Source organism: Mycobacterium sp. Root135 (assembly GCF_001426545.1).
Classification (GTDB): Bacteria; Actinomycetota; Actinomycetes; order Mycobacteriales; family Mycobacteriaceae; genus Mycobacterium.
The window spans coordinates 1145366-1171528 of the sequence record NZ_LMEZ01000001.1 but is presented as its reverse complement, the minus strand read 5'-3'; the positions used below and the strand labels follow the sequence as shown (position 1 = coordinate 1171528).

Annotated in this window: 28 protein-coding genes; 21 read left to right on the top strand and 7 right to left on the bottom strand. The window is 68.8% G+C overall.

Features of this window, described 5'->3' with window-relative positions:
* The first annotated feature begins 1 nt into the window (after position 1).
* The 7 genes from ngg to trmD all read left to right on the top strand — a co-directional run bounded on the left by ngg (position 2) and on the right by trmD (position 5627).
* Positions 2–1702 carry an N-acetylglutaminylglutamine synthetase gene (gene ngg, locus ASD37_RS05730; protein WP_056548940.1) on the top strand — a complete coding sequence of 567 codons (1701 nt, stop codon included), beginning with the start codon at positions 2–4 and terminating at the stop codon, positions 1700–1702.
* 89 nt (positions 1703–1791) lie between these two features.
* Positions 1792–3009, top strand: coding sequence for an osmoprotectant NAGGN system M42 family peptidase (locus ASD37_RS05725; RefSeq protein WP_056548938.1), 1218 nt, complete (start codon positions 1792–1794; stop codon positions 3007–3009).
* 40 nt (positions 3010–3049) lie between these two features.
* The gene (locus ASD37_RS05720; protein ID WP_056548936.1) at positions 3050–3466 is read left to right on the top strand and encodes a nuclear transport factor 2 family protein; all 417 of its coding nucleotides are present in this window, start codon (positions 3050–3052) and stop codon (positions 3464–3466) included.
* Between the two features lie 199 nt (positions 3467–3665).
* Positions 3666–4142, top strand: a complete 477-nt coding sequence (gene rpsP, locus ASD37_RS05715) for a 30S ribosomal protein S16 (protein WP_056548934.1) — start codon at positions 3666–3668, stop codon at positions 4140–4142.
* Entirely contained in the window at positions 4139–4381 is a 243-nt protein-coding gene (locus ASD37_RS05710) for an RNA-binding protein (RefSeq protein ID WP_056548932.1), read from the top strand. Before rpsP ends, ASD37_RS05710 begins: the two co-directional genes overlap by 4 nt.
* Before the next feature lie 22 nt (positions 4382–4403).
* Positions 4404–4934 (top strand): ribosome maturation factor RimM, encoded by a 531-nt coding sequence (rimM, locus tag ASD37_RS05705; RefSeq protein ID WP_056548930.1) that lies wholly within the window; start codon positions 4404–4406, stop codon positions 4932–4934.
* Positions 4935–4943: 9 nt separating this feature from the next.
* Entirely contained in the window at positions 4944–5627 is a 684-nt protein-coding gene (trmD, locus tag ASD37_RS05700; RefSeq protein WP_056548928.1) for a tRNA (guanosine(37)-N1)-methyltransferase TrmD, read from the top strand.
* A 6-nt stretch (positions 5628–5633) separates the two neighbouring features.
* Here the strand turns inward: trmD and ASD37_RS05695 are convergent, their stop codons facing one another.
* The gene (locus ASD37_RS05695) at positions 5634–6575 is read right to left on the bottom strand and encodes a hypothetical protein (protein WP_056548926.1); all 942 of its coding nucleotides are present in this window, start codon (positions 6573–6575) and stop codon (positions 5634–5636) included.
* A 307-nt stretch (positions 6576–6882) separates the two neighbouring features.
* Here ASD37_RS05695 and rplS point away from each other — a divergent pair, with 307 nt between their 5' ends.
* From rplS to ASD37_RS05655, 8 genes are all read left to right on the top strand, one after another.
* Complete coding sequence (gene rplS, locus ASD37_RS05690; protein ID WP_056548924.1) at positions 6883–7224, top strand: 50S ribosomal protein L19; 342 nt, start codon at positions 6883–6885, stop codon at positions 7222–7224.
* An 86-nt stretch (positions 7225–7310) separates the two neighbouring features.
* Positions 7311–8123 carry a signal peptidase I gene (gene lepB, locus ASD37_RS05685; RefSeq protein ID WP_056549911.1) on the top strand — a complete coding sequence of 271 codons (813 nt, stop codon included), beginning with the start codon at positions 7311–7313 and terminating at the stop codon, positions 8121–8123.
* An 8-nt stretch (positions 8124–8131) separates the two neighbouring features.
* The gene (locus tag ASD37_RS05680; protein ID WP_056548922.1) at positions 8132–8815 is read left to right on the top strand and encodes a ribonuclease HII; all 684 of its coding nucleotides are present in this window, start codon (positions 8132–8134) and stop codon (positions 8813–8815) included.
* Positions 8816–8856: 41 nt separating this feature from the next.
* Positions 8857–9162: a DUF2469 domain-containing protein gene (locus ASD37_RS05675; RefSeq protein WP_024450376.1), complete on the top strand. Its 306-nt coding sequence runs from the start codon at positions 8857–8859 to the stop codon at positions 9160–9162.
* Position 9163: 1 nt separating this feature from the next.
* Positions 9164–9967 (top strand): SDR family NAD(P)-dependent oxidoreductase, encoded by an 804-nt coding sequence (locus ASD37_RS05670; RefSeq protein WP_056548920.1) that lies wholly within the window; start codon positions 9164–9166, stop codon positions 9965–9967.
* Between the two features lie 4 nt (positions 9968–9971).
* The gene (locus tag ASD37_RS05665) at positions 9972–10745 is read left to right on the top strand and encodes an HAD-IIA family hydrolase (protein WP_056548919.1); all 774 of its coding nucleotides are present in this window, start codon (positions 9972–9974) and stop codon (positions 10743–10745) included.
* Positions 10742–11950, top strand: coding sequence for a CoA transferase (locus ASD37_RS05660; protein ID WP_370072477.1), 1209 nt, complete (start codon positions 10742–10744; stop codon positions 11948–11950). Before ASD37_RS05665 ends, ASD37_RS05660 begins: the two co-directional genes overlap by 4 nt.
* Positions 11947–12753, top strand: a complete 807-nt coding sequence (locus ASD37_RS05655) for an acyl-CoA thioesterase II (protein ID WP_056548915.1) — start codon at positions 11947–11949, stop codon at positions 12751–12753. Before ASD37_RS05660 ends, ASD37_RS05655 begins: the two co-directional genes overlap by 4 nt.
* Here ASD37_RS05655 and ASD37_RS05650 read toward each other — a convergent pair.
* Genes ASD37_RS05650 through ASD37_RS05635 form a run of 4 tightly spaced genes read right to left on the bottom strand, consistent with a single transcriptional unit; the run spans position 12731 to position 18857 of the window.
* Positions 12731–15214, bottom strand: a complete 2484-nt coding sequence (locus tag ASD37_RS05650; RefSeq protein WP_056548913.1) for an AMP-binding protein — start codon at positions 15212–15214, stop codon at positions 12731–12733. The two genes, ASD37_RS05655 and ASD37_RS05650, sit on opposite strands and share 23 nt — an antisense overlap.
* Positions 15214–16266 (bottom strand): ABC transporter ATP-binding protein, encoded by a 1053-nt coding sequence (locus ASD37_RS05645; protein ID WP_056548911.1) that lies wholly within the window; start codon positions 16264–16266, stop codon positions 15214–15216. Before ASD37_RS05645 ends, ASD37_RS05650 begins: the two co-directional genes overlap by 1 nt.
* Positions 16263–17825 (bottom strand): iron ABC transporter permease, encoded by a 1563-nt coding sequence (locus ASD37_RS05640; protein ID WP_056548909.1) that lies wholly within the window; start codon positions 17823–17825, stop codon positions 16263–16265. Before ASD37_RS05640 ends, ASD37_RS05645 begins: the two co-directional genes overlap by 4 nt.
* Positions 17826–17837: 12 nt before the next feature.
* Positions 17838–18857, bottom strand: coding sequence for an iron ABC transporter substrate-binding protein (locus ASD37_RS05635; RefSeq protein WP_056549903.1), 1020 nt, complete (start codon positions 18855–18857; stop codon positions 17838–17840).
* Positions 18858–19029: 172 nt separating this feature from the next.
* On the opposite strand from ASD37_RS05635, the gene ASD37_RS05630 reads away from it, so the two are divergent.
* Positions 19030–19422, top strand: coding sequence for a heme-binding protein (locus ASD37_RS05630; protein ID WP_056548907.1), 393 nt, complete (start codon positions 19030–19032; stop codon positions 19420–19422).
* A 10-nt stretch (positions 19423–19432) separates the two neighbouring features.
* Here ASD37_RS05630 and ASD37_RS05625 read toward each other — a convergent pair whose 3' ends face one another.
* Positions 19433–20026 (bottom strand): TetR/AcrR family transcriptional regulator, encoded by a 594-nt coding sequence (locus ASD37_RS05625; protein WP_056548904.1) that lies wholly within the window; start codon positions 20024–20026, stop codon positions 19433–19435.
* An 88-nt stretch (positions 20027–20114) separates the two neighbouring features.
* Between ASD37_RS05625 and ASD37_RS05620 the strand changes: the two genes are divergently transcribed.
* Positions 20115–21161 (top strand): aldo/keto reductase, encoded by a 1047-nt coding sequence (locus ASD37_RS05620; RefSeq protein ID WP_056548902.1) that lies wholly within the window; start codon positions 20115–20117, stop codon positions 21159–21161.
* Between the two features lie 108 nt (positions 21162–21269).
* Entirely contained in the window at positions 21270–22343 is a 1074-nt protein-coding gene (locus ASD37_RS05615) for a hypothetical protein (protein ID WP_056549900.1), read from the top strand.
* A 15-nt stretch (positions 22344–22358) separates the two neighbouring features.
* On the opposite strand, the gene ASD37_RS05610 is transcribed toward ASD37_RS05615, so the two are convergent.
* The gene (locus tag ASD37_RS05610) at positions 22359–22973 is read right to left on the bottom strand and encodes a hypothetical protein (RefSeq protein ID WP_056549898.1); all 615 of its coding nucleotides are present in this window, start codon (positions 22971–22973) and stop codon (positions 22359–22361) included.
* Positions 22974–23083: 110 nt separating this feature from the next.
* On the opposite strand from ASD37_RS05610, the gene ASD37_RS05605 reads away from it, so the two are divergent.
* Genes ASD37_RS05605 through dprA form a run of 3 tightly spaced genes read left to right on the top strand, consistent with a single transcriptional unit; the run spans position 23084 to position 26087 of the window.
* Positions 23084–23455, top strand: coding sequence for a YraN family protein (locus tag ASD37_RS05605; protein WP_056549897.1), 372 nt, complete (start codon positions 23084–23086; stop codon positions 23453–23455).
* Entirely contained in the window at positions 23455–24966 is a 1512-nt protein-coding gene (locus tag ASD37_RS05600; RefSeq protein ID WP_056548899.1) for a YifB family Mg chelatase-like AAA ATPase, read from the top strand. Before ASD37_RS05605 ends, ASD37_RS05600 begins: the two co-directional genes overlap by 1 nt.
* Positions 24963–26087 (top strand): DNA-processing protein DprA, encoded by a 1125-nt coding sequence (gene dprA, locus ASD37_RS05595; RefSeq protein ID WP_056548897.1) that lies wholly within the window; start codon positions 24963–24965, stop codon positions 26085–26087. Before ASD37_RS05600 ends, dprA begins: the two co-directional genes overlap by 4 nt.
* Positions 26088–26163: the final 76 nt, after the last annotated feature.

The following is a 26163-nucleotide window of genomic DNA, read 5'->3' as shown; positions in this document are numbered from 1 at the left end:
CATGACGGTGGTCCAGGACCTCGGCTGGGGGCGCCTGGTGTTCGGGCAGACGTGTGAGGATCCCGAACAGTTCGGCACCGCACTCCGCGCCGAAGCAAGCGGGCGGCGCGACATCGGGATGTACCTCGACGCCCCGCACGTCTTCGTCGCCCTGCACCCGCAGGAGTTCTTCATCGACCCGAGCTTCACCTACCGGATCGATCTGACGAAGCCGTTGGACTACGAGCCCGCCCCGGTCCCCGGTCTGTCGGTGCGCTCGGTTGCGACGGTCGAGGACTGCGCCGCGATCAACCAGATCTACCTGCAGTGCCGCATGGTCCCCGCCGACGTCGACCTGATGTGGAACAACAGCCAGCACGAGCCACACATGGTGTATCTGGTCGTCACCGACGACGACACGGGCGCCGTCGTCGGCACCGTCACCGGCATCGACCACGCCCAACTGTTCGGCGACGACGAGAACGGTTCCAGCCTTTGGTGTCTGGCGGTGGACCCGACGGTGTCCCGGCCGGGGGTCGGGGGACTGCTCGTCCGGTCGCTCATCGAGGAGTTCATCCGGCGCGGACGCCGTCAGATGGACCTGTCGGTGCTGCACGACAACGAAGGCGCGATCGCACTGTACGAGCGGATGGGCTTCATCCGCGTGCCCGTCCTCGGCATCAAGCGCAAGAACGCGATCAACGAAAAGCTCTTCGCGCCAGCCAAGTCCGAAGAAGAACTGTCGCAGCTCAACCCCTACGCCCGCATCATCGCCGACGAAGCGATCCTGCGGGGCATCGCCGTGCAGGTGCTCGACGCCAAGGGCGGCTACCTCAAGCTCACCCACGGCGGCACCAGCGTCGTGACGCGGGAGTCGCTGTCCGAGCTGACCAACGCCGTCGCGATGAGCCGGTGCGACGACAAGCGCGTCGCCCGCCGCGTCGTCGCCGAAGCGGGAATCAGGGTGCCCAAGGGGCATTCGGTCACCTTCTCCGACGAGGACCACGAGTTCCTTAGGGAGGTGGGGTCGGTGGTGGTGAAGCCCGTCCGCGGCGAACAGGGCGCGGGCATCACCGTCGGCGTGACGCGGCCCGAGGACCTGGACCGCGCCGTCGAGTTCGCCGCCGAGCAGTGCCCCGACGTCCTGCTCGAAGAGCTTTGTCCCGGTGAGGATCTGCGCATCGTCGTCATCAACGGCAAGGTGATCGCCGCGGCGCTGCGACGCCCACCCGAGGTCGTCGGCAGCGGTGACCACTCCATCCGGCAACTCGTCGAGGCGCAAAGCCGCCGCCGTGCGGCGGCGACCCACGGCGAGTCGGTGATTCCCGTCGACGACCTCACCGTCGAGACCGTGCGCGAGGCGGGTTTCGACCTCGACGACGTGCTGCCGCTCAACGAGCGGCTGACGGTGCGGCGTACGGCCAATCTGCACACCGGCGGCACCATCCGCGACGTGACGGACGACTTGAATCCGGTTCTCGCCAAGGTCGCGGTCGACGCGGCCGACGCGATCGGCATCCCGGTCACGGGGATCGACCTGATCGTGCCGTCCGTCGAAGGCGATGAGTACGTCTTCATCGAGGCGAACGAACGCCCCGGGTTGGCCAATCACGAACCGCGGCCGACGGCGCAGGCGTTCGTGGACCTGCTCTTTCCTCGGACGGCCGCGACGCCGTGGGCGTGGCAGCCCACCCCCGTCCCCGGACATGACGCGCAGGACTGACGTCGCTAAGCTCCCGGCCCGACGACGAACGAGACCCACGACCTTGGAAGGCAACCTTGACTGACCTCGCGACCACGCCCGCCGCACGGATGAGCGCCGACGACCGCAGCTGGATGGTCGACACGCTGCTCGCCCTGCTGCAGACCCCTAGCCCGTCGGGCCGGACGGACGCGGTGATGCAGTTGATCGGTGGCATCCTCGACGAGCTCGGCGTGCCGTTCACGCTGACGCGCCGCGGCGCGCTGACCGCGGAACTGCCAGGAAAGTCGGCCACCACCGACCGGGCGATCGTCGTGCACGCCGACACCATCGGCTGCATGGTCCGCGACCTCAAGGACAACGGGCGCCTCGAGCTGATCCCGGTCGGCACCTTCTCCGCGCGCTTCGCCGCAGGTGCCAGGGTGCGCATCTTCACCGACGACAGCGACGACTTCATCACCGGAACGGTCATGCCGCTCAAGGCATCTGGGCACGCCTACGGCGACGAGATCGACACTCAGCCCACCGACTGGGAGCACGTCGAGGTCCGCGTCGACCGCAACGTGTCGACCCGCGAGGACCTGGTGAAGATCGGGCTCAACGTCGGCGACTTCGTCGCGTTCATCACCAGCCCGGAACTCACCGAGGACGGCTTCATCGTCTCGCGCCACCTCGACGGCAAGGCGGGTGTTGCCGTCGCCCTCGCGCTGGCGAAGAACGTGATGGAGGACAAGATCGTCCTGCCGCACCGCACCACCATCATGGTCACCATCACCGAAGAGGTGGGCCACGGCGCCAGCAGCGGACTGCCGCCCGACGTCGCCGAGCTGGTGTCGGTCGACAACGCCGTCTGCGCGCCCGGTCAGCATTCGCTCGAGCACGGCGTCACCATCCCGATGGCCGACCTGCACGGGCCCTTCGACTATCACCTCACCCGCGGGCTGCTGCGTCTGGCCAAGGAAAAGGGAATTGCCCACGCGCGGGACATCTTTCGGTTCTACCGGTCCGACGCGGCGGCGGCGATCGAAGCGGGTGCCAACACCAGGGCGGCGCTTGTCGCGTTTGGGTTGGACGGCAGCCACGGCTGGGAGCGCAGCCACCTCGATTCGTTGGAGGCGTGCTACCTGCTGCTGGAGAGTTGGCTCGAGACGCCGCTGACGTTCGAGGCGTGGGACGCCAAACCCTCTGGCAAGCTCCGCGACTTCCCGTCGTCGATGCAGCCCGCACCCAGCGAGCAGTGGGTCCCGCTGTCCCGTGGCGACCACACCGAGCCGGGCGACGTGTCGCCGGGGGAGCACTGGCCGCCGTCGGAGGGTCCGCAGGCCTAAACCGTCCTACTCGGCCGGGTCGAGGTGTTCAATCGAACCCATGCTGAGTCTGGAAGAGATCTCCGACCGCCTCGAAATCCAACAGCTCCTCGTCGACTACTCCACCGCGATCGACACGCGGCGGTTCGACGACCTGGACCTGGTGTTCACCCCGGACGCCTACATCGACTACCGCGCGATGGGCGGAATCGACGGCACCTTTGCGGACGTGAAGAAGTGGTTGTCGGAGGTGCTGCCGAACTTCCCGGCGTACTCGCATCTGATCGGCAACTTCGACGTCAAGGTCTCGGGCGACGAGGCCACCTCGCGGATCCTGTGCTTCAACCCGATGAAGCTCGGTGACGACGGCCAGATCCTGTTCTGCGGGCTCTGGTACGACGACGAGTTCGTGAGGACGGCCGACGGATGGCGCATGAGACGGCGCGTCGAGACGAAGTGCTTCGACCGCATCGTCTGACGCGATTTCCGCCGATGGGGCGTGGTCTGGCAGAATGGGCGGCTGTCTGACGGGCGACCCCGGTTCGACGCGAGATCTGGCATCTGCCACTCGCTCGATGCGCTGCCCGTCGGTCACACACGCAAGGCAAAACCGGACCGGGCAATCCGCCCGCGTCGCTGAATTGCCAGCGTGGCAATCACAGGAGAAGTCGTTTCACATGGCTGTCAAGATCAAGCTCGCCCGCTTCGGCAAGATTCGCAACCCCCAGTACCGCATCTCGGTCGCCGACGCGCGTAACCGCCGCGACGGTCGCGCCATCGAGGTCATCGGCAAGTACCACCCGAAGGAAGATCCCAGCTTCATCGAGATCGACTCCGAGCGTGCGCAGTACTGGCTCAGCGTGGGCGCGCAGCCCACCGAGCCCGTCCTCGCGCTGCTGAAGATCACCGGTGACTGGCAGAAGTTCAAGGGCCTGCCGGGCGCCGAGGGCACCCTGCGCGTCAAGGAGCCCAAGGTCAGCAAGCTGGACCTGTTCAACGCCGCTCTCGCCGCCGCCGACGACGCCCCCACGGGTGACGCGACCACGGCCAAGAAGAAGAAGGCGCCTGCCAAGAAGGCCGACGACGCCGCGCCGGCTGCTGAAGCCGCCGAGGCACCCGCCGACGCCGCAGTCGCCGACGCCGCCACCGAATGAGCACTGTCGTCGTCGACGCCGTCGAGCACCTGGTGCGTGGCATCGTCGACAACCCCGATGACGTCAGGGTCGACCTGGTAACCAATCGTCGTGGGCGCACCGTCGAGGTGCATGTGCACCCCGACGACCTCGGCAAGGTCATCGGCCGTGGTGGCCGCACTGCGACGGCGCTGCGGACGTTGGTCGCCGGCATCGGCGGCCGCGGCATCCGCGTCGACGTGGTGGACACGGATCAATAGAAGCTCAGTAGGCAACTCGACCATGGACCTCGTCGTCGGACGTGTCGTCAAGGCGCACGGTATCGGCGGCGAGGTCGTCGTCGATGTCCGGACCGACGATCCCTACGAGCGCTTCGCACCGGGCAGCACCCTGCGGGCCAGGGCGCGGGACAAGACGGAGCGACGCCTCGTCGTCGACTCGATGCGCGAACACAGTGGGCGGCTGCTGGTGCGCCTGGAGGGCGTCGCGAGTCGTGACGCCGCGGATGCGTTGCGTGGCAGCCTCTTCATCGTCGACGTGGCGGATCTACCCCCGATCGAGGATCCCGACGAGTTCTACGACCACCAGCTCGAAGGCCTCCGCGTGCGCACCACGGCCGGTCTCGACGTGGGCACCGTCGCCGAGGTGCTGCACACCGCGGCGGGGGAGATCCTGGCGGTCCGTCCCACCGAGGGCGAGGGCCCGGAGATCCTGGTCCCGTTCGTCGGCGCCATCGTGACCGCGGTGTCGCTTGAGGACGGCGTCGTCGAGATCGACCCGCCCGACGGCCTGCTGGACCTGGACTCGATCTAGTGCGACGCCATGCGTGTTGACGTCCTCACCATCTTTCCCGACTATCTCGCCCCTCTGCGGCAGTCGTTGCCCGGCAAGGCAATCGACAACGGCATCATCGAGATGGCCGTCCACGACCTCCGGCACTGGACCTACGACGTGCACCACTCGGTGGACGACTCTCCGTACGGTGGCGGCCCCGGCATGGTCATGAAGGCACCCGTGTGGGGTGAGGCTCTCGACGAAGTCTGCACACCCGACACGCTTCTCGTCGTCCCGACCCCGGCGGGCAGGCCCTTCCGTCAGGCCGACGCGCAGCGGTGGAGCACCGAGGCGCATCTGGTCTTCGCGTGCGGCCGCTACGAGGGCATCGACCAGCGGGTGGTCGACGACGCCGCACGCAGGATGCGCGTCGAGGAGGTGTCCATCGGCGATTACGTCCTGGCCGGTGGGGAATCCGCGACCCTGGTCATGATCGAGGCCGTCGTCCGGCTTCTCCCTGACGTGCTCGGCAATCCCGTGTCCCATCAAGACGATTCACACTCCGACGGCCTGCTCGAGGGCCCCAGCTACACCAGGCCGCCCAGCTGGCGCGGACTCGACGTGCCGCCCGTGCTGCTGTCCGGGAATCACGGCAAGGTGGCCGAGTGGCGCCGCGAGCAGTCGTTGCAGCGCACCCGCGAACGCCGACCAGATCTGTTGCCCGAGAACTAGACGCGCCTAGATGCGGCCGCCCGGGAACATCGTCTTGACCGCCTGCGTGATGGTCTCGCGTGCGGTGGCGGAATTGGCGGCCTGCATCGACGCGATCACCATGACGTAGCGGCGGTCAGGCCCGATCACGCCGGTCGACAGGTGCATCCAGTCGGATCCGATGCAGCACATCCAGCCTTGCTTGACCGCAACGGGTTCGGCGAAGAGTCCGTCTGGAATGCCGAACCGCTGCGGGTACACGCCTCCGGGTTGGGTGCCGTCGAGGGCGAGCGGGGCCGACTGCGCCAGGTTGGCCAGGATGACGTTGGCCTGCTCGGGTGGAAGGCCGCCGGTGCCGGACATCATCATGTCGTAGTAGCGCACCAGGTCGGCCGCGGTGCTGATGGTGTTCCACCACCGACCGTTGCTCGGCGGTCGCGTCGACGCCAACCCGTAGCGGGCCGCGACGCGCGTCACGATGGCGTTGCCTCCGCTGCGGTTCCAGAAGACCTCGGCCGCGCTGTCGTCGGACTGGCGCAGCATCCGGTCGAAGTTGACGTGGTCCTCGGGGGAGAGCTGGGTCTGACCCTTGGACACCTGCAGCAGCAGGTCGTCGGCGATGAAGAGCTTGACCACCGAGGCGATCGCGATGGTCGTCGAGTTTCCGTTGGACACCATCTGGCCGGTGTTGCGGTCCAAGACCAACGCCGTGATGTCGGCCCCGTCGTCGGCAGCCGCGGTCGTGGCCTGCCGTTCCCTCATCTCGAGTCCGCTGAACGCGGCGGCCGGCTCGTCGGGCGGGGCCTCGGGCAGGGGTGCCATGCTGCCCAACGGGGCGACGACGGTGAGTGCAGGCGTGGCGGGGTCTGGCGGGGTGCCGTACACCTTGGCCTCGCAGCCCGAGGCGACCGTGACGACCGTCGCCGTGAGCGCAGTGACCATCAGCAGCTTGGACGGCTGCCGGAACATGGCTCTCCCTGGAAGATTGCGGTGGACGACTGCGGTGGATATGTGGACCCAACCCTAACCGCTCCACATGCGCCACGCGTCCGCAGCGGAGTGGGAGACTCGGTGCTCAACGGCTCAGGATTTCGCCGTTACTCGCCCCATCTGGCACAATCGAGCAGTTGCCTACGCACGGCGGGGATGAGTCGTCCCCACCTGGTGCGAGAAGCGCGAAGACCACGGTCCGGTGACACGTCGCACGTCGACGTGATGCCCACGGCCGCAACCGAGATCACGATTACATGATCCGAACAACGAGGAAGTGTCACCGATGAACACCCTGGACTTCATCGACCAGCCGTCGCTCCGCGACGACATCCCAGCCTTTGGTCCTGGCGACACCGTGAACGTTCACGTGAAGGTCATCGAGGGTTCCAAGGAGCGCGTCCAGGTCTTCAAGGGCGTCGTGCTCCGTAGGCAGGGCGGCGGAGTCCGGGAGACCTTCACCGTGCGCAAGGAGAGCTACGGCGTCGGCGTCGAGCGCACCTTCCCGCTGCACTCCCCGAACATCGACCACATCGACGTCGTCACCCGCGGTGACGTGCGCCGCGCGAAGCTGTACTACCTGCGCGAACTGCGTGGCAAGAAGGCCAAGATCAAGGAAAAGCGCTGATCGTCGCCGGTGGCGCGCCCGGACGGGTGTGACGGTTGGACCCCGAGCAGCGCGGCGCCGAGCGCCGCGCTGACTACTCTGATGACGTGACCGGATCCGCCGAGGCCCCCGACGCCGCCGATAAAGACATCGTCGATCAAGATGAGGTCGTCGAGGATCCGCCGAAGAAGCGCGGCGCCGTCCGAGAAGCCGCCATCCTTCTCAGCATTGCGCTGGTCCTGTACTACGTGATGTTGACGTTCATCGCCCGGCCGTACCTGATTCCGTCGGAGTCGATGGAGCCGACGCTGCACGGCTGCGCCGGCTGCGTCGGCGATCGAATCATGGTCGACAAGGTCACCTACGACTTCTCGACCCCGGAGCCGGGTGACGTCATCGTCTTCAAGGGCCCGCCGGCGTGGAACATCGGCTACAAGTCGATCCGCTCCGACAGCACCCCGATTCGGTACCTGCAGAACACGCTGTCCTTCATCGGCTTCGTGCCTCCGGATGAGAACGACCTCGTCAAGCGTGTCATCGCGACCGGCGGCCAAACGGTCGAGTGCCGCGCCGCCACCGGGCTGACCGTCGACGGCAAGAAGCTCAACGAGCCGTACCTCGACGTCAACACGATGATGGCCGACCCGTCGATCTACCCCTGCCTCGGCAACGAGTTCGGTCCGGTGAAGGTGCCGGAGAACCGCTTGTGGGTGATGGGGGACAACCGCACGCACTCGGCCGACTCGCGCGCCCACTGCACCAATTTGCCTGCGGACGCTCAGAAGGGTCTGCTGTGCACCGGCGACCCGATGGCGGGCACGGTTCCCGTCGACAACGTGATCGGCAAGGCGCGCTTCATCGCCTGGCCGCCCGGTCGCTGGGGCAGCGTCTCGGCCGTCAACCCGCAGACCTCGCAGTAGGAGCCCTCTTGCCGGCGACCTGGCCGCCTCGAGCCGTCATCCGCAAGTCCGCGGGGTTGCGCACGATCGAATCCGCCCTCTACCGGGGTGGGTTGGGTCCGGTGGCCGGCGTCGACGAGGTGGGACGGGGCGCGTGCGCCGGTCCGCTCGTCGTCGCGGCCTGCGTGCTTGGACCCAATCGGTTGGAGAGCCTGGCGGCGCTCGACGACTCGAAGAAGCTCAACGAACGCGAACGCGAACGACTCTTCCCGTTGATCCGCCGCTATGCGCTGGCCTACCACGTGGTCTTCATCCCGTCGACGGAAGTCGACCGGCGAGGTGTGCACGTCGCCAACATCGAGGGCATGCGCCGCGCCGTGGCTGGGCTGCCGCTTCGGCCGGGTTACGTTCTGAGCGACGGCTTTCGGGTACCGGGGCTGCCGATGCCGTCGCTGCCGGTGGTCGGTGGTGACGCCGCGGCGGCCTGCATTGCGGCCGCCAGCGTGCTCGCCAAGGTCAGCAGGGACCGGCTGATGGTGCAGATGGAGTCGAGCCATCCCGGGTACGGCTTCGCCGTGCACAAGGGATACAGCACGCCGTTTCACACCGCGGCGTTGGCGGAGCGGGGGCCCTGTAGCGAGCACCGGTTCTCGTTCGTCAACGTGCGTCGGCTGTCGGTTGGGGAGGCCGGGCAGCATGCCGAAATCAGCTGAGGAAAGATGTACATCACACCGAACGAAGGACCACTGAACCGATGAGTGCCGAAGATCTCGAGAAGTACGAAACCGAGATGGAGCTCTCGCTGTACCGCGAATACAAGGACATCGTGGGGCAGTTCAGTTACGTCGTGGAGACCGAGCGCCGGTTCTACCTCGCGAACAGCGTCGAGCTGGTGCCGCGCAACGCCGACGGCGAGGTCTACTTCGAGCTCCGGTTGGCCGACGCGTGGGTGTGGGACATGTACCGACCGGCCCGCTTCGTCAAGCAGGTCCGGGTGATCACGTTCAAGGACGTGAACATCGAAGAGGTCGAGAAGCCCGAGCTGCGGCTCCCCGACTGACGTGCCCACCCAGCCCACTGCCGTCGTCACCGGGGCCAGCCGAGGCGCCGGCCGCGGTATCGCCACCGCGCTGCTGTCGGCGGGGTGGCGGGTCTATCTGACCGGGCGGACGATCACCGACTCGGGTGACGGCGGCATCCCGGTCACCGTCGACCACCGCGACGACGCCCAGGTCGCCGCGCTGTTCGAGCGAGTGGCCGACGAATGCGGTTCGCTTGAGCTCTTGGTCAACAACGCCGCGGCGATCAGTGATCGGCTGACCTCGTCGAAACCGTTCTGGGAGAAGCCACTCGAGTTGGGCGACGTGCTCGACGTCGGGCTGCGCTCGTCCTACGTCGCGTCGTGGCACGCCGCGCGGCTGATGGCGCCGCACCGCCGCGGGTTGATCGTGTTCACCTCGTCGCCGGGTTCTGTGGTCTACATGCATGGCCCCGCGTACGGCGCGCAAAAGGCCGGCGTCGACAAGATGGCTGCCGACATGGCGGTCGACTTCGAGGGCACCGGCGTGACGACCCTGTCGATCTGGATGGGCATCCTGCTGACCGAGAAATTCCGCAGCGCCTTCGACGGCCACCCCGACGCGCTCGCCGAGACGGCCAAGCACGCCGAGACACCCGAATTCACCGGGCACCTCGTCGACGCGCTGTGGCGCGACCCGCAGCTCGGCGAACTCAGTGGTACGACCGTGATCGGCGCCGAGCTCGCGATTCGCTATGGCATCACCGACGCCGACGGCCGCCAACCCCCGTCGCACCGGGCGACGTTCGGGGCGCCTCGGGAACCGAGCGGCGTCGTCGTACGCTGAGACGATGCGATCAGCACCGGAGTCCTGGCTCACCGACATGGACGGCGTCCTCGTCCACGAGGAACGTGCCCTCCCTGGGGCCGCCGAGTTCCTTCAGCGACTGGCGGAGAAGAAGCGGCCCTTCCTCGTGCTGACCAACAACTCGATCTTCACCCCGCGCGACCTCGCGGCCCGACTTCTGCGCTCCGGCCTCGAGGTGCCGGAGGAGGCGATCTGGACCTCGGCCCTGGCGACCGCCGCGTTCCTGCACGACCAGTTGCCCGGCGGATCCGCCTATGTCATCGGCGAGGCCGGCCTGACGACGGCGTTGCACGAGGTGGGCTACACGCTGACCGACACCGGGCCCGACTTCGTGGTCCTCGGCGAAACTCGGACGTACTCGTTCGAGGCGATCACGAAGGCCATCCGGCTGATCGGTGGCGGCGCCCGCTTCATCGCCACCAACCCCGACGTGACCGGTCCGTCGGCGGAGGGGCCGACGCCGGCCACCGGCTCCGTCGCGGCGCTCATCACCAAGGCCACCGGCCGGGAGCCGTACTTCGTCGGCAAGCCGAACCCGATGATGTTCCGCAGTGCACTCAACCGCATCGAGGCGCACTCGGAGAGCACCTTCATGGTCGGGGACCGGATGGACACCGACGTCGTCGCGGGCATCGAAGCGGGGTTGGAGACCATCCTGGTGCTCACCGGGTCGACGACCGTGGCCGACATCCAGAAGTACCCGTTCCGGCCGAGCCGGGTTCTCGACTCCATCGCCGACGCCGTCGAGCTCATCTGACCGTGACGGTTCGGGATGCCGCCAGGCCGTTGGCCGGAGTGCGGATCGTCGAGATCTCCAGTTTCGTCGCGGTGCCGTTGGCCGGCATGACGCTGGCCCAATTGGGTGCGGAGGTGATCCGCGTCGACCCCGTCGGTGGCGCCGCCGACTATCACCGGTGGCCGGTGACCGCCGACGGCGAGAGCATCTACTGGGCCGGGCTGAACAAGGGCAAGCTGTCGGCGGCGGTGGACGTCCGGTCTGCCGCCGGCCAGGAGCTGATCACCCGGCTCGTCGTCGACTGCGGCATTCTGATCACCAATGTCGCCGGGCGCCAATGGCATTCGTACGAGGAGCTGGTGAAGCTCCGGCCCGACCTCATTCACGTCGAGGTGTCGGGGCGCGCCGACGGCGGTACGGGGGTCGACTACACCGTCAACGCCGGGGTTGGCTTTCCGTTGGTGACGGGGTCGCCGGGATCCACCGCCCCGGTGAACCACGTGCTGCCCGCCTGGGATGTCGCCTGCGGGCTGTACGTGGCGCTGGCGGTGACGGCTTCCCTGCGGCACCGCGACGCCACCGGGGAGGGGCAGCGCGTCGGGATACCCCTGGAGAACGTCGCCCTTGCCACGGCGGGCAATCTGAGTTTCTTGACCGAGGTGATGGTCAACGGGGTGGCACGCGAACGCATCGGCAACTCGATCTACGGGCAGTACGGCCAGACGTTCGTCAGCGGCGACGGGGTGTCGTTCATGGTCGTCGCGCTGACCGGGCGGCACTTCCGTGACCTGGCACAGCTGACCGGGACGACTAAAGCCGTTGCCGCGCTTGGTGATGCGCTTGGCGCCGACTTCGGCGACGAGGGGCAGCGGTACCGTTACCGCGACGCGCTGACGGGATTGTTCACGGTGTGGTTCACCGATCACACCGCCGAGGAGATCGGCGCCGCGCTGTCGACGACGGCGGTGCTGTGGGAGCGCTACCGCACGTTCGCCGAGACCGCGAGCGACCCGAAGGTGACCGACAACCCGTTGTTCAGCGCACTCGACCAGCCGCGCATCGGAACTCATCTGGCGCCGGGGCTGCCGTTGCAAGTCGACGGCGCCTACCGGCCCGCAGTGCCGGCGCCCGCGCTCGGCGACCACACTGCGGAGGTGCTTCGGGATCGGCTTGGCTTGTCCGAGGACGAGATTCGCCTGCTGACCGAGGCGGGCACCGTCTCGTGAGCGCGTTGCTTCGGCTGCTCGACGTCAGGTCGGGCGAATCCGACGATTCGTGGATCGGCGCCGCCAGCGGTCCCGAGGGCAAGCGCGCGTTCGGTGGTCAGTTCATGGGACAGTCGCTGGCGGCCGCCGCCCGCACGGTCGAGCCAGCCAAGCGCCCCGTCAACATGCATCTGCAGTTCCTGCGCGGCGGTGAGGCCGGCGGCGACGTCGACTACTCCGTGGAGCGCGTCTTCGACGGCAGGACCGCCTCGGCCCGCCGGGTGGTCTCGCGGCAGGCGGACCGCGTGATCACGGTGGCCAGCGTCTCGTTCTCGCTGCCGCTCGCCGGACCGGAACACGGCCACGTCGAGGCGTTGCCGGCGGATCCCGAGACCCTGCCGCGAACGGGGCCGCCGGGGCCTGCTCCGTCGATGCCGTTGGACGAGATCGACATTCGCGTCGTCGACGACCGGTCGACGGGGGAGTTCGTCAGACGACTGTGGTGGCGGGTCTTGGTGCCGGTTCCCGATGATCCGCTGCTGCACGACGTGATCGCGGCCTACGTGTGCGACGTCTACATGATCGATCCGGCCCTGCAGGTGCACGGCCACTCGATGGTCGCCCGCACCCATCGCAGCGGCACCACGGACTCGTCGATCTGGTTTCACCGCCCGGTGCGCGCGGACCGGTGGAACCTGCTGGAGACCAGGTCGCCCGCGGCGGCGCGGGGTCGGGGCGTCATCACCGGAAGCCTGATCGGGGCGGACGGCGGCATCGCGGCGACCGTGGTGCAGGAGGGCCTCATCGCCGAGCGGGAACGGTAGCCCTCGCGCCGACCGGCCGAGCGCCGACGAGGCGAATCCGTCTGCGCGCCATGGTCAGAAGCGTCGTCAGTACCACCCCGACGACGAGGGATGCGACCACGCCAAGCAGGCGGTGTTCCCCGAAAAGCGGATACACCTGGTAGTGCACCAGATAGATCAGGAGCGACGCCTCGGCGAGGACGCCCGCCGCCACGGTGAACGCCGACGGGCAGCGGATGGCGGGCAGCCAGATCAGCAACGCCAAGCCGGTGAACACCAGCAGTTCCCGGTTCGGGTTGCCGAAGTAGCCGACGATCCCGACGGCGAGCATCGCGGTGACGGCCGCGCGCTGCCAGACGGTCGTGGCCTTCGACGCGGCCCAGCCGATGGCGAAGAACCAGAAGGCGAGCATGGTGAACCACGCCTCGCGACCCATGCCGAAACCGTCGAAGCGGACCGCCAAACCCACTGCGACGAACGCACACGCCCACGCGAACGGCCGACGTCGTTCCAGCCGGTCGGCGATGGGCGTCGCGCACACCACCGCCAACGCCACCAGAATCCAGACCACGACTTCGACGAACCACAGCCTGCCTGCGGTCCTGCTGTCGTCAGGGCCGAGGAACTTGTTGGCCAGCAGCAGGTTCGACGCGGTGTAGTCGTCGGTGATCACCAACGCGATGGCCACCCAGGCGACCGCGGGCCCGGCGATCCACGCGATGGTGTTCACCAGGTGTCTGGTGCGTTGGGCGCGGGGCAACGGGGTCAGGCAGAACCGCCCGAAGTTGTAGCCGGCGATGCCCAGCAGCACGTGGGCACCGCCCCACAGCGTGAACAGCCCGGCGTGCGAACCGACGACCAGGACGATGGCGACGGCCCGCAAGGCGACGCTGGTCTCCAGCGTGGTGCCCCACCACCGGCGGCTTCTCCTGGTCGCCTCAAGATCGCGCAGAGGCAGCCGCGGCCAGTCGGCGGGCAGATGTCCGAGCGCACGCTCCAGGCGCACCGACATCGCCACGTACGACAGCGAGTTCCCGCCGAGGTCGACGAAACTGGCCCGCGGGTCTACCGACGCGGCGTCGAGGTGGAGGACGTCGGCGAAGAGACCACGAAGGTCCGCGACGTCGTGCTCCGTCGCGGCGGTGCGATCGGCCAGCGCGCGGACGCCGGGAAGGTCGGGTTTGCCCGACGGCAGCCTCGGGATCTCGTCGACGTCGAGAACGCGGATGGCCGAGCGGGGAAGCCCGGAGGCGTCGGCGGCGAGGAGCGCGACGTCGCACCCCGGGGGACGGTCGGTCGCCGCCACCAACAGGGCGCCGTCGCCCTCGGCGCAGACCGCCGTCACCCCGGCGTTCTGCAGGGCGGTCTCGACGCGTTGCAGGTCGATGCGCAGACCGTAGAGCTTGACGAACCGGCTGATCCGCCCGACCACCTCGTAGAGGCCGTCGGGGCGCCGACGCGCGAGGTCGCCGGTGTGAAGGGCGTCGACGGTGTGGCCGGCCGCGAGGTCGTCGGGGGTGTGCGCGTAACCCATCATCACGCCGGGGCCGCGGTAGACCAGCTCACCCGTCTCGTCGGTTGAATGCGCCGTCGGAGCCAGATCGAACGCGCCACCGGGGATGGGCACCCCGATCGAGGTCGGGTTGTCATGGGCGAGTTCCGGTGGCAGATAGGCCATTCGGGCGGTCGCCTCGGTGGCGCCGTACATCACGAACAGTTGCCAGCCGCGCCGTCGACCGAGCTCGGCGTACCGGCGGACCGCGTCGGGGGCGAGCCTGCCGCCGGCCTGGGTGACGTAGCGCAGGTGCGGCAGCGACATGTCGTCGAACCCGATGCGGTCCAACAGGTCGAAGGTGTGCGGGACGCCCGCGAACGTCGTCCCGCGGTGCGCGCGCATGAGGTCCCAGAATCCGTCGTCGACTACCGAGTCGTCGGTGAGGATGAGGCCGGCGCCACGCAGCAGGTGGCTGTGGACCACCGAGAGGCCGTAGCAATAGGACAGGGGCAACGTCGTCGCGGCCCTGTCGGTGTGGCGGATGTCGAGGTAGGTCGCAATGGCCTCGGCGTTGGAGGCCAGATTGGTCGTCGACAGTCGCACCAGCTTCGGTGACCCGGTGCTGCCGGAGGTGGACAGCAGCAGCGCGAGATCGGGATGGAGTTCGTGGGTGGGACGGTGGCGGTGCAGCACCGTGCCGTCGCGGATGATCACGTCGGGGTCGTAGGCGTCGACCATCGCGGTGTGGTCGGCCCCGGCGGGGACGGGCAGCACGACGTGGCCACCGGCGAGCGCGCCGAGGTAGTTCACCAGGGTGTCGACGTCGTTGCGGGTCTCGAGCAGGACCAGTCTGCGCCGAGAGCCGAGATCCGACGCGCTGGCCGCGACGTGGTCGGCGAGCTCGCGGTAGGACAGCCGCCGGTCGACGGTCAGCAGCGCGGAATCGTCGCCGCGCGAGGCGAGGTGCTCGACGAGTCGGCCGAACATCACGGCCGCTCGTCGAGTGTTGCCGCGGTCCCGACGACGTCGACGCGGACCTTGGCGTCGACCGTCGGCGGATCGAGCCCGTGCTGGCGGACGGTGATCGGTTCGCCCCCGCCGACGTCGACGACGAGGAGCACGTCGTGCCCACGGAATTCCGACGACAGCACCGTGCCGACGCCCGCACCGTGGTCGCCGTCGGACACGGTGGTCGCGACGAGTTGTTCGGGCCGCAGCACGAGGGTCGCGGACCCGTCGGCGGCGCCGTCCCGCACGGGCACCCGGCCCAGCGAGCACTCGGCGACGCGCGCGGTGATCGTGGCGGGCAACAGCACGCAGTCCCCAAGGAACCGGGCGGTGAACTCGTCACCTGGCGTGAAGTAGACCTGTTGCGGGGTACCGACTTTGGTGAACCGGCCGCCGCGCATTACGGCGACCTGGTCGGCGATGGACAGGGCTTCCTCCTGATCGTGGGTGACCAGGAGTGTCGTCACCCCTGCTTCGGCGAGAAGCTGTGCGACGGCCTTGCGGGTGGACGCACGCAGGCCGGTGTCGAGCGCGCTGAACGGTTCGTCGAGCAGCATCAGGGCGGGTTCGCGGGCGAGCGCGCGAGCCAGTGCCACCCGCTGTTGCTGGCCACCCGAGAGTTGGTGCGGCCGGCGGCGCGCCATGTCCGCGTCGAGGGACACCGTGGCGAGCAGTTCTGCGACCCGGGCGCGGGTGCTGCGGGCACTGCCGTTCAACCCGTAGGCGATGTTCTGTCCGACGGTGAGGTGCGGGAACAGGGCGCCGTCCTGCGCGACGTAGCCGACGTCCCTGCGGTGCGCCGGGATGCAGTCGTCGGCGTCGGCGACGGTGCGTCCGGCGATGGAGATGGTGCCGGCGTCGGGTGTCTCGAACCCCGCGACCAGGCGCAGCAGCGTCGTCTTGCCGCAGCCCGACGCGCCGACGACCGCCGTGACCGTACCCGCAGGCACGCTCAGGTCGACGCCGTGCAGAATCCGATTGCCATCGAATTGCTTTGCCAGACCGGTGATCTCGAGTGCGCCGCCGGTCACAATGCGGCCGCCTTCGTGGACTGCCGGAACAGCACGAGCGTCACCGGCACGGACAGGGCCACCAGCAGCAGCGCGTACGGGGCGGCTGCCGCGTAGTCCAGCTCGCTGCTCAGTGACCAGAACCGCATCGCCAACGTGCTGGTGCCCGTCGGGGCCAGCAGCAGGGTGGCGGTCAGCTCGGTGGCAACCGCGACGAACACCAGTGACGCACCCGCCGCGGCGGCCGGAGCGCTGAGCCGCAGTGTGATTCGCAGGAGCGTTCGGGTGGGGGACACGCCAAGCGATCGCGACGCCTCCTCGATTCCCGGGGGAATCTGAGCCAGGCCGGATCGCAGGTTGACCATCGCGCGGGGCATGAACAGCAGCACGTACGCCGCCAGCACGAGCGTGACGGTTTGGTAGAGAGGCGGTGCGACGCGGATGGCCACGGTGACCAGGGCCAGGGCGGTGACGATCCCCGGCATGGAGCTGGTGACGAAGTTGGAACCCTCCACGAACCGGGCGAACACTCCGCGGTACCGCACCGCAACCCAGGCGAAGGGGAAGGCGAGCACGGTCGTCGCCACCGCGGCCACCGCCGCCAGACCCGCGGTCTGGACGGTCGCGGACGCGATCTCGCCGTCGGTCCAGACGCTCGGGCCGCCGATCCACAGCCAGCGGGCGATGGTCCAGACGGGCACTCCGAGCGCCAGCACGGCGAGGACAAGGAGTGCCGACAACGCGGGAATCGCCTTGCCCGCCAACCGATGCGGCGAGAGGCGACGGGCAGCGCCGGAGCCCACTCGGGCATACCTCGCGGTGCCGCGGGCGGCCGCCTCGCCGACCAGCAGCACCAGGCAGAGTAGGACCAGAACACCCGCGAGGGTGCTGCCCGCCGCGCCGTTGAACGTGGCCTGGAACTGTTCGAAGATGGCCGTGGTCAGGGTGGGGAAGCGCAGCATCGCGAACGCACCGTATTCGGCCAGCAGGTGCACGCCGATCAACAGTCCGCCGCCGAGGATCGCGAGGCGCAACTGGGGGAGGACCACCCGCCAGAAGGCGCCAGCCGGGCTGGAGCCCAGCGCCCGTGCCGATTCCTCCATGGCGGGGTCGAGCCTGCGCAGCGTCGCCGACGCGGGCACGTAGACGAAGGGGAAGTAGGACGTCGTCGCGACCAGGATTCCGGCCCAGAAGCCGTGCAACGACGGCACCACGCTGACCCACGCATAGCTGTTGACGAACGCCGGCACCGCCAGTGGCGCGACGAGCAGCGGCCGCCACAGCGAGCGCCCCGGCACGTCGGTGCGCTCCACCAGCCAGGCCGCACCGACGCCGACTACCACGCACAGCGGCACCGTCACCACGACGAGTCCGATTGTGTTGACCAGTAATTCGACCACCCGCGGGCGGGCGACGAGTGCGTAGACCTCCGACGGTCCGGTGGCGACCACCGACCAGACGACGTAGCCCAGCGGCACGAAGGTCGCCGCGACGACGATCGCGACGGCGCCGACGAGGACCGGCCCTGGCCGCTCGACGGATGCCGGGCGGCGCGCCGCCGCGACCGTGTCGGTGATCACCTACCGCACCATCTAGAGCAGGCCGGCCGTCGTCATCAGGTCGGTGACCTTCTTGGAGTCGAGGTCCGACGGGTTGACCGCGGGGGCCTGCAGGTCGGCCAGCGGTACCAGCGCCGGGTTGGCGGGCACGCCACTGGCGACCGGGTATTCGAACGAGGTGCCCTTCTCGAGCACCTCCTGGCCTGCCTTGCTGGTGACGAACGCGAGGAACTTCTGGGCGTCGTCCTTCTTCTTGCTCGAATTCAGAACGCCGCCACCGGAAATCGAGACGAACGCACCTGGATCCTGGTTACGGAAGTAGTGCAGAGCGGTGTTGCCGCTGATCTCCTTGGTCTTGGCCTGATCGCGGAACCAGTAGTAGTGGTAGATGACGCCGCCGTCGACCTCGCCTGCGTTGACCGCCCGCAGTGTCGCGATGTTGTCCTGGAAGATCTCTGCGCCCGACTTCATCCCGGCCAGCCATGCTGCCGTCGCGGGCTCCCCGGTGAGGTCGAGGATGGCCGCCACGATGGCCTGGAAGTCCGGCTTGACGGGCGGCGCGCCCCAGCGGCCCTTCCACTCCGGCTTCTCGAGATCCATGATCGACTTGGGCAGTTGGGCCTCGGTGAGCTTGGACGTGTTGTACGCGAAGACGGTGGTGCGCGCGGCGACGCCGGTCCACTTGTTGGTGGCGGGCCGATACTGCGCGGGTACCTGCGCGACGGTCGCGGGGTCGACGTCGGCGAACAGGCCCGCCTTCTCGACGGCGGCCATGGCGGGTGAGTTCTCGGTGAGGATGACGTCGGCGGGCGACGAGGCGCCCTCGGCGATCAGCTGGTTGCCCAGTTCGGTGTCCCCGCCCTGGCGGTAGGTGACCTTGATGCCGGTCTCCTTGGTGAAGGCCTCGATCCACTCCTTGGTCAACGACTCGTGCTGGGCGTTGTAGATCAACAGCCCGTCGGACTCGTCGGATGCCGACGAGCACGCCGTCGCGCTCGCGACGAGGACGACGGCGGTCAGCAGGACGCCGATCCGCCTCCAAGGTGATCGCATCGAGTACATCCCTTCCGCGCAGGTCGTGGCCCGGCAGTCGTCGAGTGAGGCTTGCCTAAGCAACATACCTGGGCGAATCGGGGAGAAGTTCGGTTGCCAGGACGACGGGTTGGCAATTCTGTACGTTGGCTGAGACACGGCAGGCCCGGCTCGACATCCAAAGGACCCACCCATGAATCTCTTTGCCACCACCTTGCGTCGCAGTGCCACCGGGATCGTCGGCGCGTGTGCGATCGGGATCGTCGCCGCGGGTGTCGGCATCCTTCCAACGGCTGGCGCAGCGCCATGCAAGGCCAGTGGATTCGCCGCGACGGCCAGCGGCGTGTTGGGTTCGGCGGGTGCCTACCTGGATGCACATCCGCCTGCCGACGACGTGCTGACCGCAGCGGCCAGCCAACCGCCGGAGGTGGCGCGGGCGTCGGTGCGCGGTTACTTCCTGGCCCATCCCGGCGAGTTCCTCGACCTGCAGCGAATCGTGCAGCCACTCAAGGACGTCAAGGCTCAGTGCGGCGTCGACCTGTCGCCGAGTCAGTTGGCCTCGTTGTTCGAGGCGCTGGCGGAGTAGCTCGCGCGGCTCACGGGCCGAAGACACCGGCGTCCACGCCGGCCATGGTCAGGGCCACCGACCGTCGAACGTCGGCGGCCGTGATCGGGGCCGTGTCGGTCATGAAGCGGTAGTACAGCGGCGCCGACAGGTGCCGGATCACCTCGCGCGCGTCCATGCCGTCCGGGGCCTCGCCGCGTTCGACGGCGTCGGCGACGACGTGTGACACCTCGTCGACGCGCTTGCGGTAGAAGGCAGCCAGGGCGTTGGCAGTGGTCGGGTCGCAGGTGGCGGTGGCGATGATCGCCTTGAACAGCGGGCCTTGGCGCGGGTCGGTCAACGTGCGCCGGATCAGTTTCGCGGCGGACAGCAGGTCGGTGGACAGCGATCCGGTGGCTGGATGCGGCGACGAGGTGTCCGCCATGTCGACCAGCAGGTCAGCGACGAGTGCCGCAACCGTTCCCCAGCGCCGGTAGACGGTCGACTTGCCGACCCCGGCCCGCTCGGCGACCGCGGCCAATTCGACGCCCCCGAGGCCGGATTCGACGAGTAGGTCGGCGGTGGCGCGCAAGACCGCGTCCCTGACGGCGGCGGTGCGGCCGCCAGGTCTGGTCACGGCGGTCATGCGCCCATCATAACGGGACTGCAGTGTCGTTAAGAACGGATGGGTGTTAACCTCACTAACGGGAACATCGTCTCGTTAAGGAGTGGAAGTGGAATATCGACAGGTGGGCGACTCGGGACTGGTCGTCTCCGAATTGAGCTTTGGTGCAGCGACATTCGGGGGCCGAGGCGACTTCTTCGAAGCGTGGGGGTCCATCGACGTCGACGAGGCGCGCCGCATGGTCGACGCGTGTCTGGACGCCGGCATCACGCTGTTCGACACGGCCGACGTCTACTCCGACGGCGCGTCCGAGGAGGTGCTCGGGGCCGCGTTGAAGGGCAGGCGCGACCAGGTGCTGATCTCGACGAAGGCCGGACTGCCGGTCGGTGCCGGACCCGGCCAGGCGGGAACGTCGCGCTCGCGGCTCGTCGAGGCGGTGGAGAGCGCCCTGCGTCGCCTTGGCACCGACCACGTCGACCTCTTCCAACTGCACGCCTACGACGCGCACACACCGGTCGACGAAGTGCTCGACACCCTCGACCGTCTCATCGGCCAGGGCAAGATCCGATACGCCGGGGTGTCCAACTTCTCGGGATGGCAGCTGATGAAGTCGCTGTCGGCCGCGGACGCCGCGCACCGGTCGCGGTACGTCGCGCACCAGGTGTACTACTCGCTGATCGGGCGGGACTACGAGTGGGAACTGATGCCCCTTGCCGTCGACCAGGGCGTGGGCGCCCTGGTGTGGAGCCCGCTGGGCTGGGGACGGCTGACCGGCCGCATTCGGCGCGGTGCGGCGGTGCCAGAACGCAGCAGGCTGCACGCGACGGCCGACGCGGGACCACACGTCGACGAGGCCCTGCTGTTCGACGTCGTCGACGAACTCGACGCGATTGCCGAGGAGACCGGGCGGTCGGTTCCCCAGGTGGCGCTGAACTGGCTGCTGCGGCGGCCGACCGTGTCGTCGGTCATCGTCGGCGCGCGGGACGCCGCCCAACTGACCGAGAACCTCGGAGCCGTGGGGTGGGCGCTGAGCGACGAGCAGATCGCGCGGCTCGACGCGGTGAGCGCCAGGGAAGCGCCGTACCCGTACTTCCCCTACCACCGCCAGGACGGCTTCGCCCGGCTCAACCCGCCGATGTTCGCGCGGACCCGGTGACCGGGTCGACGCCGAATAGACATCGTCGGTGTCAGTTCGTAGCCTTGCCCGGGGACGTAGACGGCCGGGCCAGGAGTGGTCCCCGAACGAAGGATCGTGACAATCCGCGTGACCGGGGTCCGCCAATCTCTGCGGCGAACGACGTGCGGTCTCGTGGCCGGACTCCTCGTGGCGATAGCGGTCACGGGTGAAGTCAACGCCGACCCGGCAGCCGATGCGTTGGCCAAGCTCGACGAGCTGTCCCAGCAGGCCGTGCAGACTCGCGAGGCCGTCACCGCAGCCCAGCGCGACGTCGACGCCAAACTGGCCGAGCAGGCCGCGGCCGCCGACCGCCACCGTGCCGACCTGACGGCTCTCGAAGCCGCCAACACTGAGCTGGCGCCCCATCAGGCCGCGCTCGACCGGGTGGCGGTGATGAACTACACCAGCGGGAGCAACGGTCAGTTCGCGGCGGTGTTGACCGCGACGTCCCCGCAACAGCTGATCGACCAATTGTCCCTGCAGCGGACGGTGGCCGCCGGGATCGCCGATCAGTTGGCCGACTTCCGATCGGCACGGGAGCGTGCGTCCGCCGCGGCCCAGGCGTCGGAGAAGTCGGCCGCCGGTGCCAGCGCCGCAGCCGAATCGGCCGCCGCCGTGCGCGAAGAGCTGCAGGGCAAGTGGAAGGAACTGCTGCGTCAGATCGCGGCCGCGGAAGCGCAGTATTCGGTGTTGACGCCGCAGCAACAGGCAGTCGTCGACAACGCGATTCCGGCGATTGCCGCGATGCCTGGACTACCGCCCGGCGACGTCGCGCCGCCGCCCGAGGTCGCCGTCGCAGACCTTCCCGAGGCGTTGCCGGTTGGCGTGGCGTCTGAGGTGGGCTTGCAGCCCAACACGATTCTGGCCGCCAGGGCCGTCAGCGCGCGCTTCCCCCAGATCTCGGCCATCGACGGGGTCCGCCCGGACTCCAAGCCGTGGCATCCCAGCGGTCTGGCGATCGACATCATGATTCCCAACCCCGAGAGTGCCGAGGGCATCGCGCTCGGAAACGAGATCCTCGCCTTCGCGATGAGCAACACCGGCCGGTTCGGAATCCAGGACGTGATCTGGCGCGGCACCTATTACACGCCCGCCGGTCCGCAGGCCTCGGGTTACGGCCACTTCGACCACGTGCACATCACCACCACGCCACGCGGCTGAGCGCGTTCGCGGACCCTACGCGGGCAGATCGGTGTACTGAAGCGTGAATCCGTCTGCGCTGAAGGTGAATCCGTTGCCGGACACCTCGCTGGCGCAGGAGATGCCGGTGGCCTCCTGCACGTTGCAGCGGAATCCGGACACGATCAAGACCTTGCCGAACGGAAGGATCGCCGCCGGGCCGGGAACGAGCGAATAGCCAGGAGCGGCGAGCGCGGCGAAGCCGGGATCGCCCAGCCGTCCCACCTGGAGGGCGTTCGGCGCGTCGTCGGTGCCGTCTGGCCCCGGCACGGTGTCGGGCGCCCCCTTGATCGGGATCGTCGACCCGGTCGAGGACTGACACCCTGCCGCGATGCGCGGCACGATCGCACACACCCACCGCTTGCTGGGGCTGGTGAAGTAGTAGGCGGTCTGTCCGTCTGCCTGGGGTGCGGCGTAGTCGAAGGCGTTGACGAGGGCGTCGTTGGTCGGGCGGTTCGCCAGCGGGGGTGGCGGCGTGGTGCTGGTTTCGACGGTGGGCCGGGGCTCGTCGGTGTTCACCACGGTCCCGGAGTCGCAGGCCACACCCGTCAGCGCGGCCACCGCGAGCGGCAGTGCGGACAAGAGGGCCCGGTGGTGAGGTCGGCTTGCCATGGCGCACATCATGGCACGACGGTTTTTGACGCCTGTGGATGAATCGGCGTCTGTGGATGACGTCGTGATTTCTCGAGTTGGCTGTCGGTGCGGACTCGCACGGTGGGGTCATGACGGAAACGTGGACTCGGGCCCAGATCGGCGCTCTCGGTGAGCAACTTGCGGTCGACCATCTGACGGCGCAGGGGCTGACGGTGTTGGCCCGCAACTGGCGATGCCGGTACGGCGAGCTGGACGTGATCGCCGTGGATGCCGCGGCCGGTGCGGTGGTGTTCGTGGAGGTGAAGACGCGCACCAGCGACCGCTTCGGTGGCGTCGAGCAGGCGGTGACGCCGCAGAAGGTCAGGCGGTTGCGCCGGTTGGCGGGCCTGTGGTTGGCCGGCCAGGACCGCGGCTGGTCGAAGGTGCGCATCGACGTCGTCGGCGTCCGCATCGGGCGTGGCCCGACGCCGGAGATCACCCACCTTCGGGCGGTGGGGTGATGACGCTGGGACGGGCGTATTCGGTCGCGGTCCGCGGGGTGGACGGCACGATCGTGGAGATCGAGGCGGACATCACCAACGGGCTGCCGGGGGTGCACCTCGTCGGGCTGCCCGACGCGGCGCTGCAGGAATCCCGCGACCGGGTGCGGGCGGCAATCACCAACTGCGGCAACGAATGGCCGCAGACCCGACTGACGTTGGCCCTGTCGCCGGCCACCCTGCCCAAGATGGGTTCGGTATACGACATCGCCTTGGCGATGGCCGTGATCTCGGCGGAGAAGAAGACGTCCTGGGCGCGCTTGGACAAGACGGTGTTGCTCGGTGAGCTGGCCCTCGACGGGCGCGTCCGACCGGTCAAGGGCGTACTGCCCGCGGTGTTGGCCGCCAAGCGGGAGGGCTGGCCGTCGGTCGTGGTGCCGATCGACAACCTGGCCGAGGCCAGTCTGGTCGACGGCATCGAGGTGTGGGGAGCCAGGACGCTGCGACAGGTGCAGGCGTGGTCGACGGGCAAGGGCGCCCTCGACGACCGCGTGGTCGAGGTGGAGGCCGAGGAGCAACCGATCGCCGATCTCGCCGACGTCGTCGGCCAGACCCACGCCAGGTTCGCCGTCGAGGTCGCCGCCGCCGGTGCCCACCACCTGCTGCTGACCGGTCCGCCGGGGGTTGGCAAGACGATGCTGGCGCAACGGCTTCCCGGTCTGTTGCCTCCCCTCACCCATGACGAGTCACTCGAGGTCACGGCCATCCACTCGGTGGCTGGTCTGCTGTCGGGCCGCACGCCTCTGATCACCAGGCCGGTGTTGGTCGCACCGCACCACACGTCCACCGTCGCCGCTATGGTGGGCGGCGGATCTGGTCTTGCTCGCCCAGGGGCGGTGAGCCGCGCGCACCGCGGAGTGCTCTTCCTCGACGAGTGCGCCGAGATCGGCTCCAGCGTGCTCGAAGCCCTGCGAACGCCGTTGGAGGACGGCGAGATTCGGCTGGCCCGCCGAGACGGGGTTGCACAGTACCCCGCCCGATTTCAGCTGGTGATGGCCGCCAACCCGTGTCCGTGCGCACCGGCGAGGTCCAGTGACTGTGTCTGTCCGGCTGTCGTCAAGCGGCGGTATCTCGGCAAGTTGTCCGGACCACTGATGGATCGCGTGGATCTGCGGGTGGAAGTGCATCCGGTTCCCTCTGGCGCGATCGGATCCGAGGAAGGGGAGTCCACGGCCGTGGTGCGCGGTCGGGTGGCCGCGGCCCGTGACGCAGCGGCGGCGAGGTGGGCGCCCTACGGAGTGCGCACCAACGCCGAGGTCGCCGGACCGTTGCTGAGGCGCCGGTTCCGTCTCGACCGGACTGTGATGGCGCCGCTGCGATCCGCCCTCGACAAGGGTGATCTGAGCGTCCGTGGCGTCGACCGGACTCTGCGTGTCGCGTGGACGCTCGCCGACCTGAAGGGCCGCACGATGCCCGTGCTGGAAGACGTCAACACCGCGCTGAGCTTCCGGCAGGACGGAGGTGCGCGATGACCGACGAGAACGAGGCCTGGGCCTACCTGTCGCGAGTCGTCGAGCCGCCGTCCCGGGAGTTGTCGGCCTTCGTGGCGGACGTCGGACCCGTCGAGGCGGCGGCACGGATCAAGTGTGGTGGGTTGAAGGACGAGAAGCTGCAGCGGATCACCGAGGCGCGTCGCGACGTCGACTGTGCAGCAGAGGATTTGGAGGCACTCGCCCGGTTGGGAGGTCGGCTGGTCACCCCCGACGACCCTGACTGGCCGCTGCTGGCCTTCACGTCGTTCAGGGGGACACCGGTGTGTGACCGGCCGGCCGGTGTCGCGCCGATGGTGTTGTGGGTGATCGGGGAGGACTCGCTGGCGGACGTGGCCGAGCGTTCCTGCGCCATCGTGGGAACGCGCGCGGCAACGATGTACGGCGAGCATCAGGCCGCTGACCTGGCCGCCGGACTCGCGGAACGTGACGTGGCCGTCGTCTCGGGTGGCGCGTTCGGGATCGACGGTGTCGCCCACCGGGCGACGCTCGGCGCCGAGGGTCTCACGGTCGCGGTGCTGGCGGGTGGGATCGACGTGCCCTACCCGGCCGCGCACACCGCGATGCTGCGCCGGGTCGCCGAGCAGGGCCTGCTGGTCAGCGAATATCCGCCGGGCGTGCGGCCGGCACGCCACCGGTTCCTCACCCGCAACCGCCTGGTTGCCGCCCTCTCCGGTGCGACGGTGGTGGTCGAGGCGGGGTTGCGCAGCGGCGCAGCCAACACCGCCGGTTGGGCGGAGGCCCTCGGCCGTCCGGTCTGCGCCTATCCAGGCCCGGTGACGTCGTCTGCCTCGGCGGGGTGCCACGTGCTGATCAGGAACGGCGCATTGCTCGTGACGCGCGTCGAGGAGGTCGTCGAAGTGGTCGGCGCCGCCGGCGAGCTGGCGCCTGAACCGGGCCGGCCGACCTCGCCACTGGACGGCCTCACCGACGTCGAGCTGCGCACCTACGACGCCTTGCCCGCCCGCGGTGCCCGCACCGTCGACGAGCTTGCGGTGGCCGCCGGTCTGCCACCGACCGAATTGCTGGGCCCGCTGGCGACATTGGAGCTCGCCGGTCTGGTGCGACGGCAAGAGGGGAGGTGGCGGATCGTGCCGCGGTGAATGCAGTTGCGGGGTCGGTAAGCCTATGAGACCAAGTCGTTGCCATGGGCTCTACGTGACGAGCGACACAGGGATT

Coding starts and splice junctions, on each gene's coding strand:
- ngg (WP_056548940.1), top strand. CDS start 2: ATGACGGTGGTCCAGGACCTCGGCTGGGGGCGCCTGGTGTTCGGGCAG.
- ASD37_RS05725 (WP_056548938.1), top strand. CDS start 1,792: ATGAGCGCCGACGACCGCAGCTGGATGGTCGACACGCTGCTCGCCCTG.
- ASD37_RS05720 (WP_056548936.1), top strand. CDS start 3,050: ATGCTGAGTCTGGAAGAGATCTCCGACCGCCTCGAAATCCAACAGCTC.
- rpsP (WP_056548934.1), top strand. CDS start 3,666: ATGGCTGTCAAGATCAAGCTCGCCCGCTTCGGCAAGATTCGCAACCCC.
- ASD37_RS05710 (WP_056548932.1), top strand. CDS start 4,139: ATGAGCACTGTCGTCGTCGACGCCGTCGAGCACCTGGTGCGTGGCATC.
- rimM (WP_056548930.1), top strand. CDS start 4,404: ATGGACCTCGTCGTCGGACGTGTCGTCAAGGCGCACGGTATCGGCGGC.
- trmD (WP_056548928.1), top strand. CDS start 4,944: ATGCGTGTTGACGTCCTCACCATCTTTCCCGACTATCTCGCCCCTCTG.
- ASD37_RS05695 (WP_056548926.1), bottom strand. CDS start 6,575: ATGTTCCGGCAGCCGTCCAAGCTGCTGATGGTCACTGCGCTCACGGCG.
- rplS (WP_056548924.1), top strand. CDS start 6,883: ATGAACACCCTGGACTTCATCGACCAGCCGTCGCTCCGCGACGACATC.
- ASD37_RS05675 (WP_024450376.1), top strand. CDS start 8,857: ATGAGTGCCGAAGATCTCGAGAAGTACGAAACCGAGATGGAGCTCTCG.
- ASD37_RS05665 (WP_056548919.1), top strand. CDS start 9,972: ATGCGATCAGCACCGGAGTCCTGGCTCACCGACATGGACGGCGTCCTC.
- ASD37_RS05650 (WP_056548913.1), bottom strand. CDS start 15,214: ATGTTCGGCCGACTCGTCGAGCACCTCGCCTCGCGCGGCGACGATTCC.
- ASD37_RS05635 (WP_056549903.1), bottom strand. CDS start 18,857: ATGCGATCACCTTGGAGGCGGATCGGCGTCCTGCTGACCGCCGTCGTC.
- ASD37_RS05630 (WP_056548907.1), top strand. CDS start 19,030: ATGAATCTCTTTGCCACCACCTTGCGTCGCAGTGCCACCGGGATCGTC.
- ASD37_RS05625 (WP_056548904.1), bottom strand. CDS start 20,026: ATGACCGCCGTGACCAGACCTGGCGGCCGCACCGCCGCCGTCAGGGAC.
- ASD37_RS05610 (WP_056549898.1), bottom strand. CDS start 22,973: ATGGCAAGCCGACCTCACCACCGGGCCCTCTTGTCCGCACTGCCGCTC.
- ASD37_RS05605 (WP_056549897.1), top strand. CDS start 23,084: ATGACGGAAACGTGGACTCGGGCCCAGATCGGCGCTCTCGGTGAGCAA.
- ASD37_RS05600 (WP_056548899.1), top strand. CDS start 23,455: ATGACGCTGGGACGGGCGTATTCGGTCGCGGTCCGCGGGGTGGACGGC.
- dprA (WP_056548897.1), top strand. CDS start 24,963: ATGACCGACGAGAACGAGGCCTGGGCCTACCTGTCGCGAGTCGTCGAG.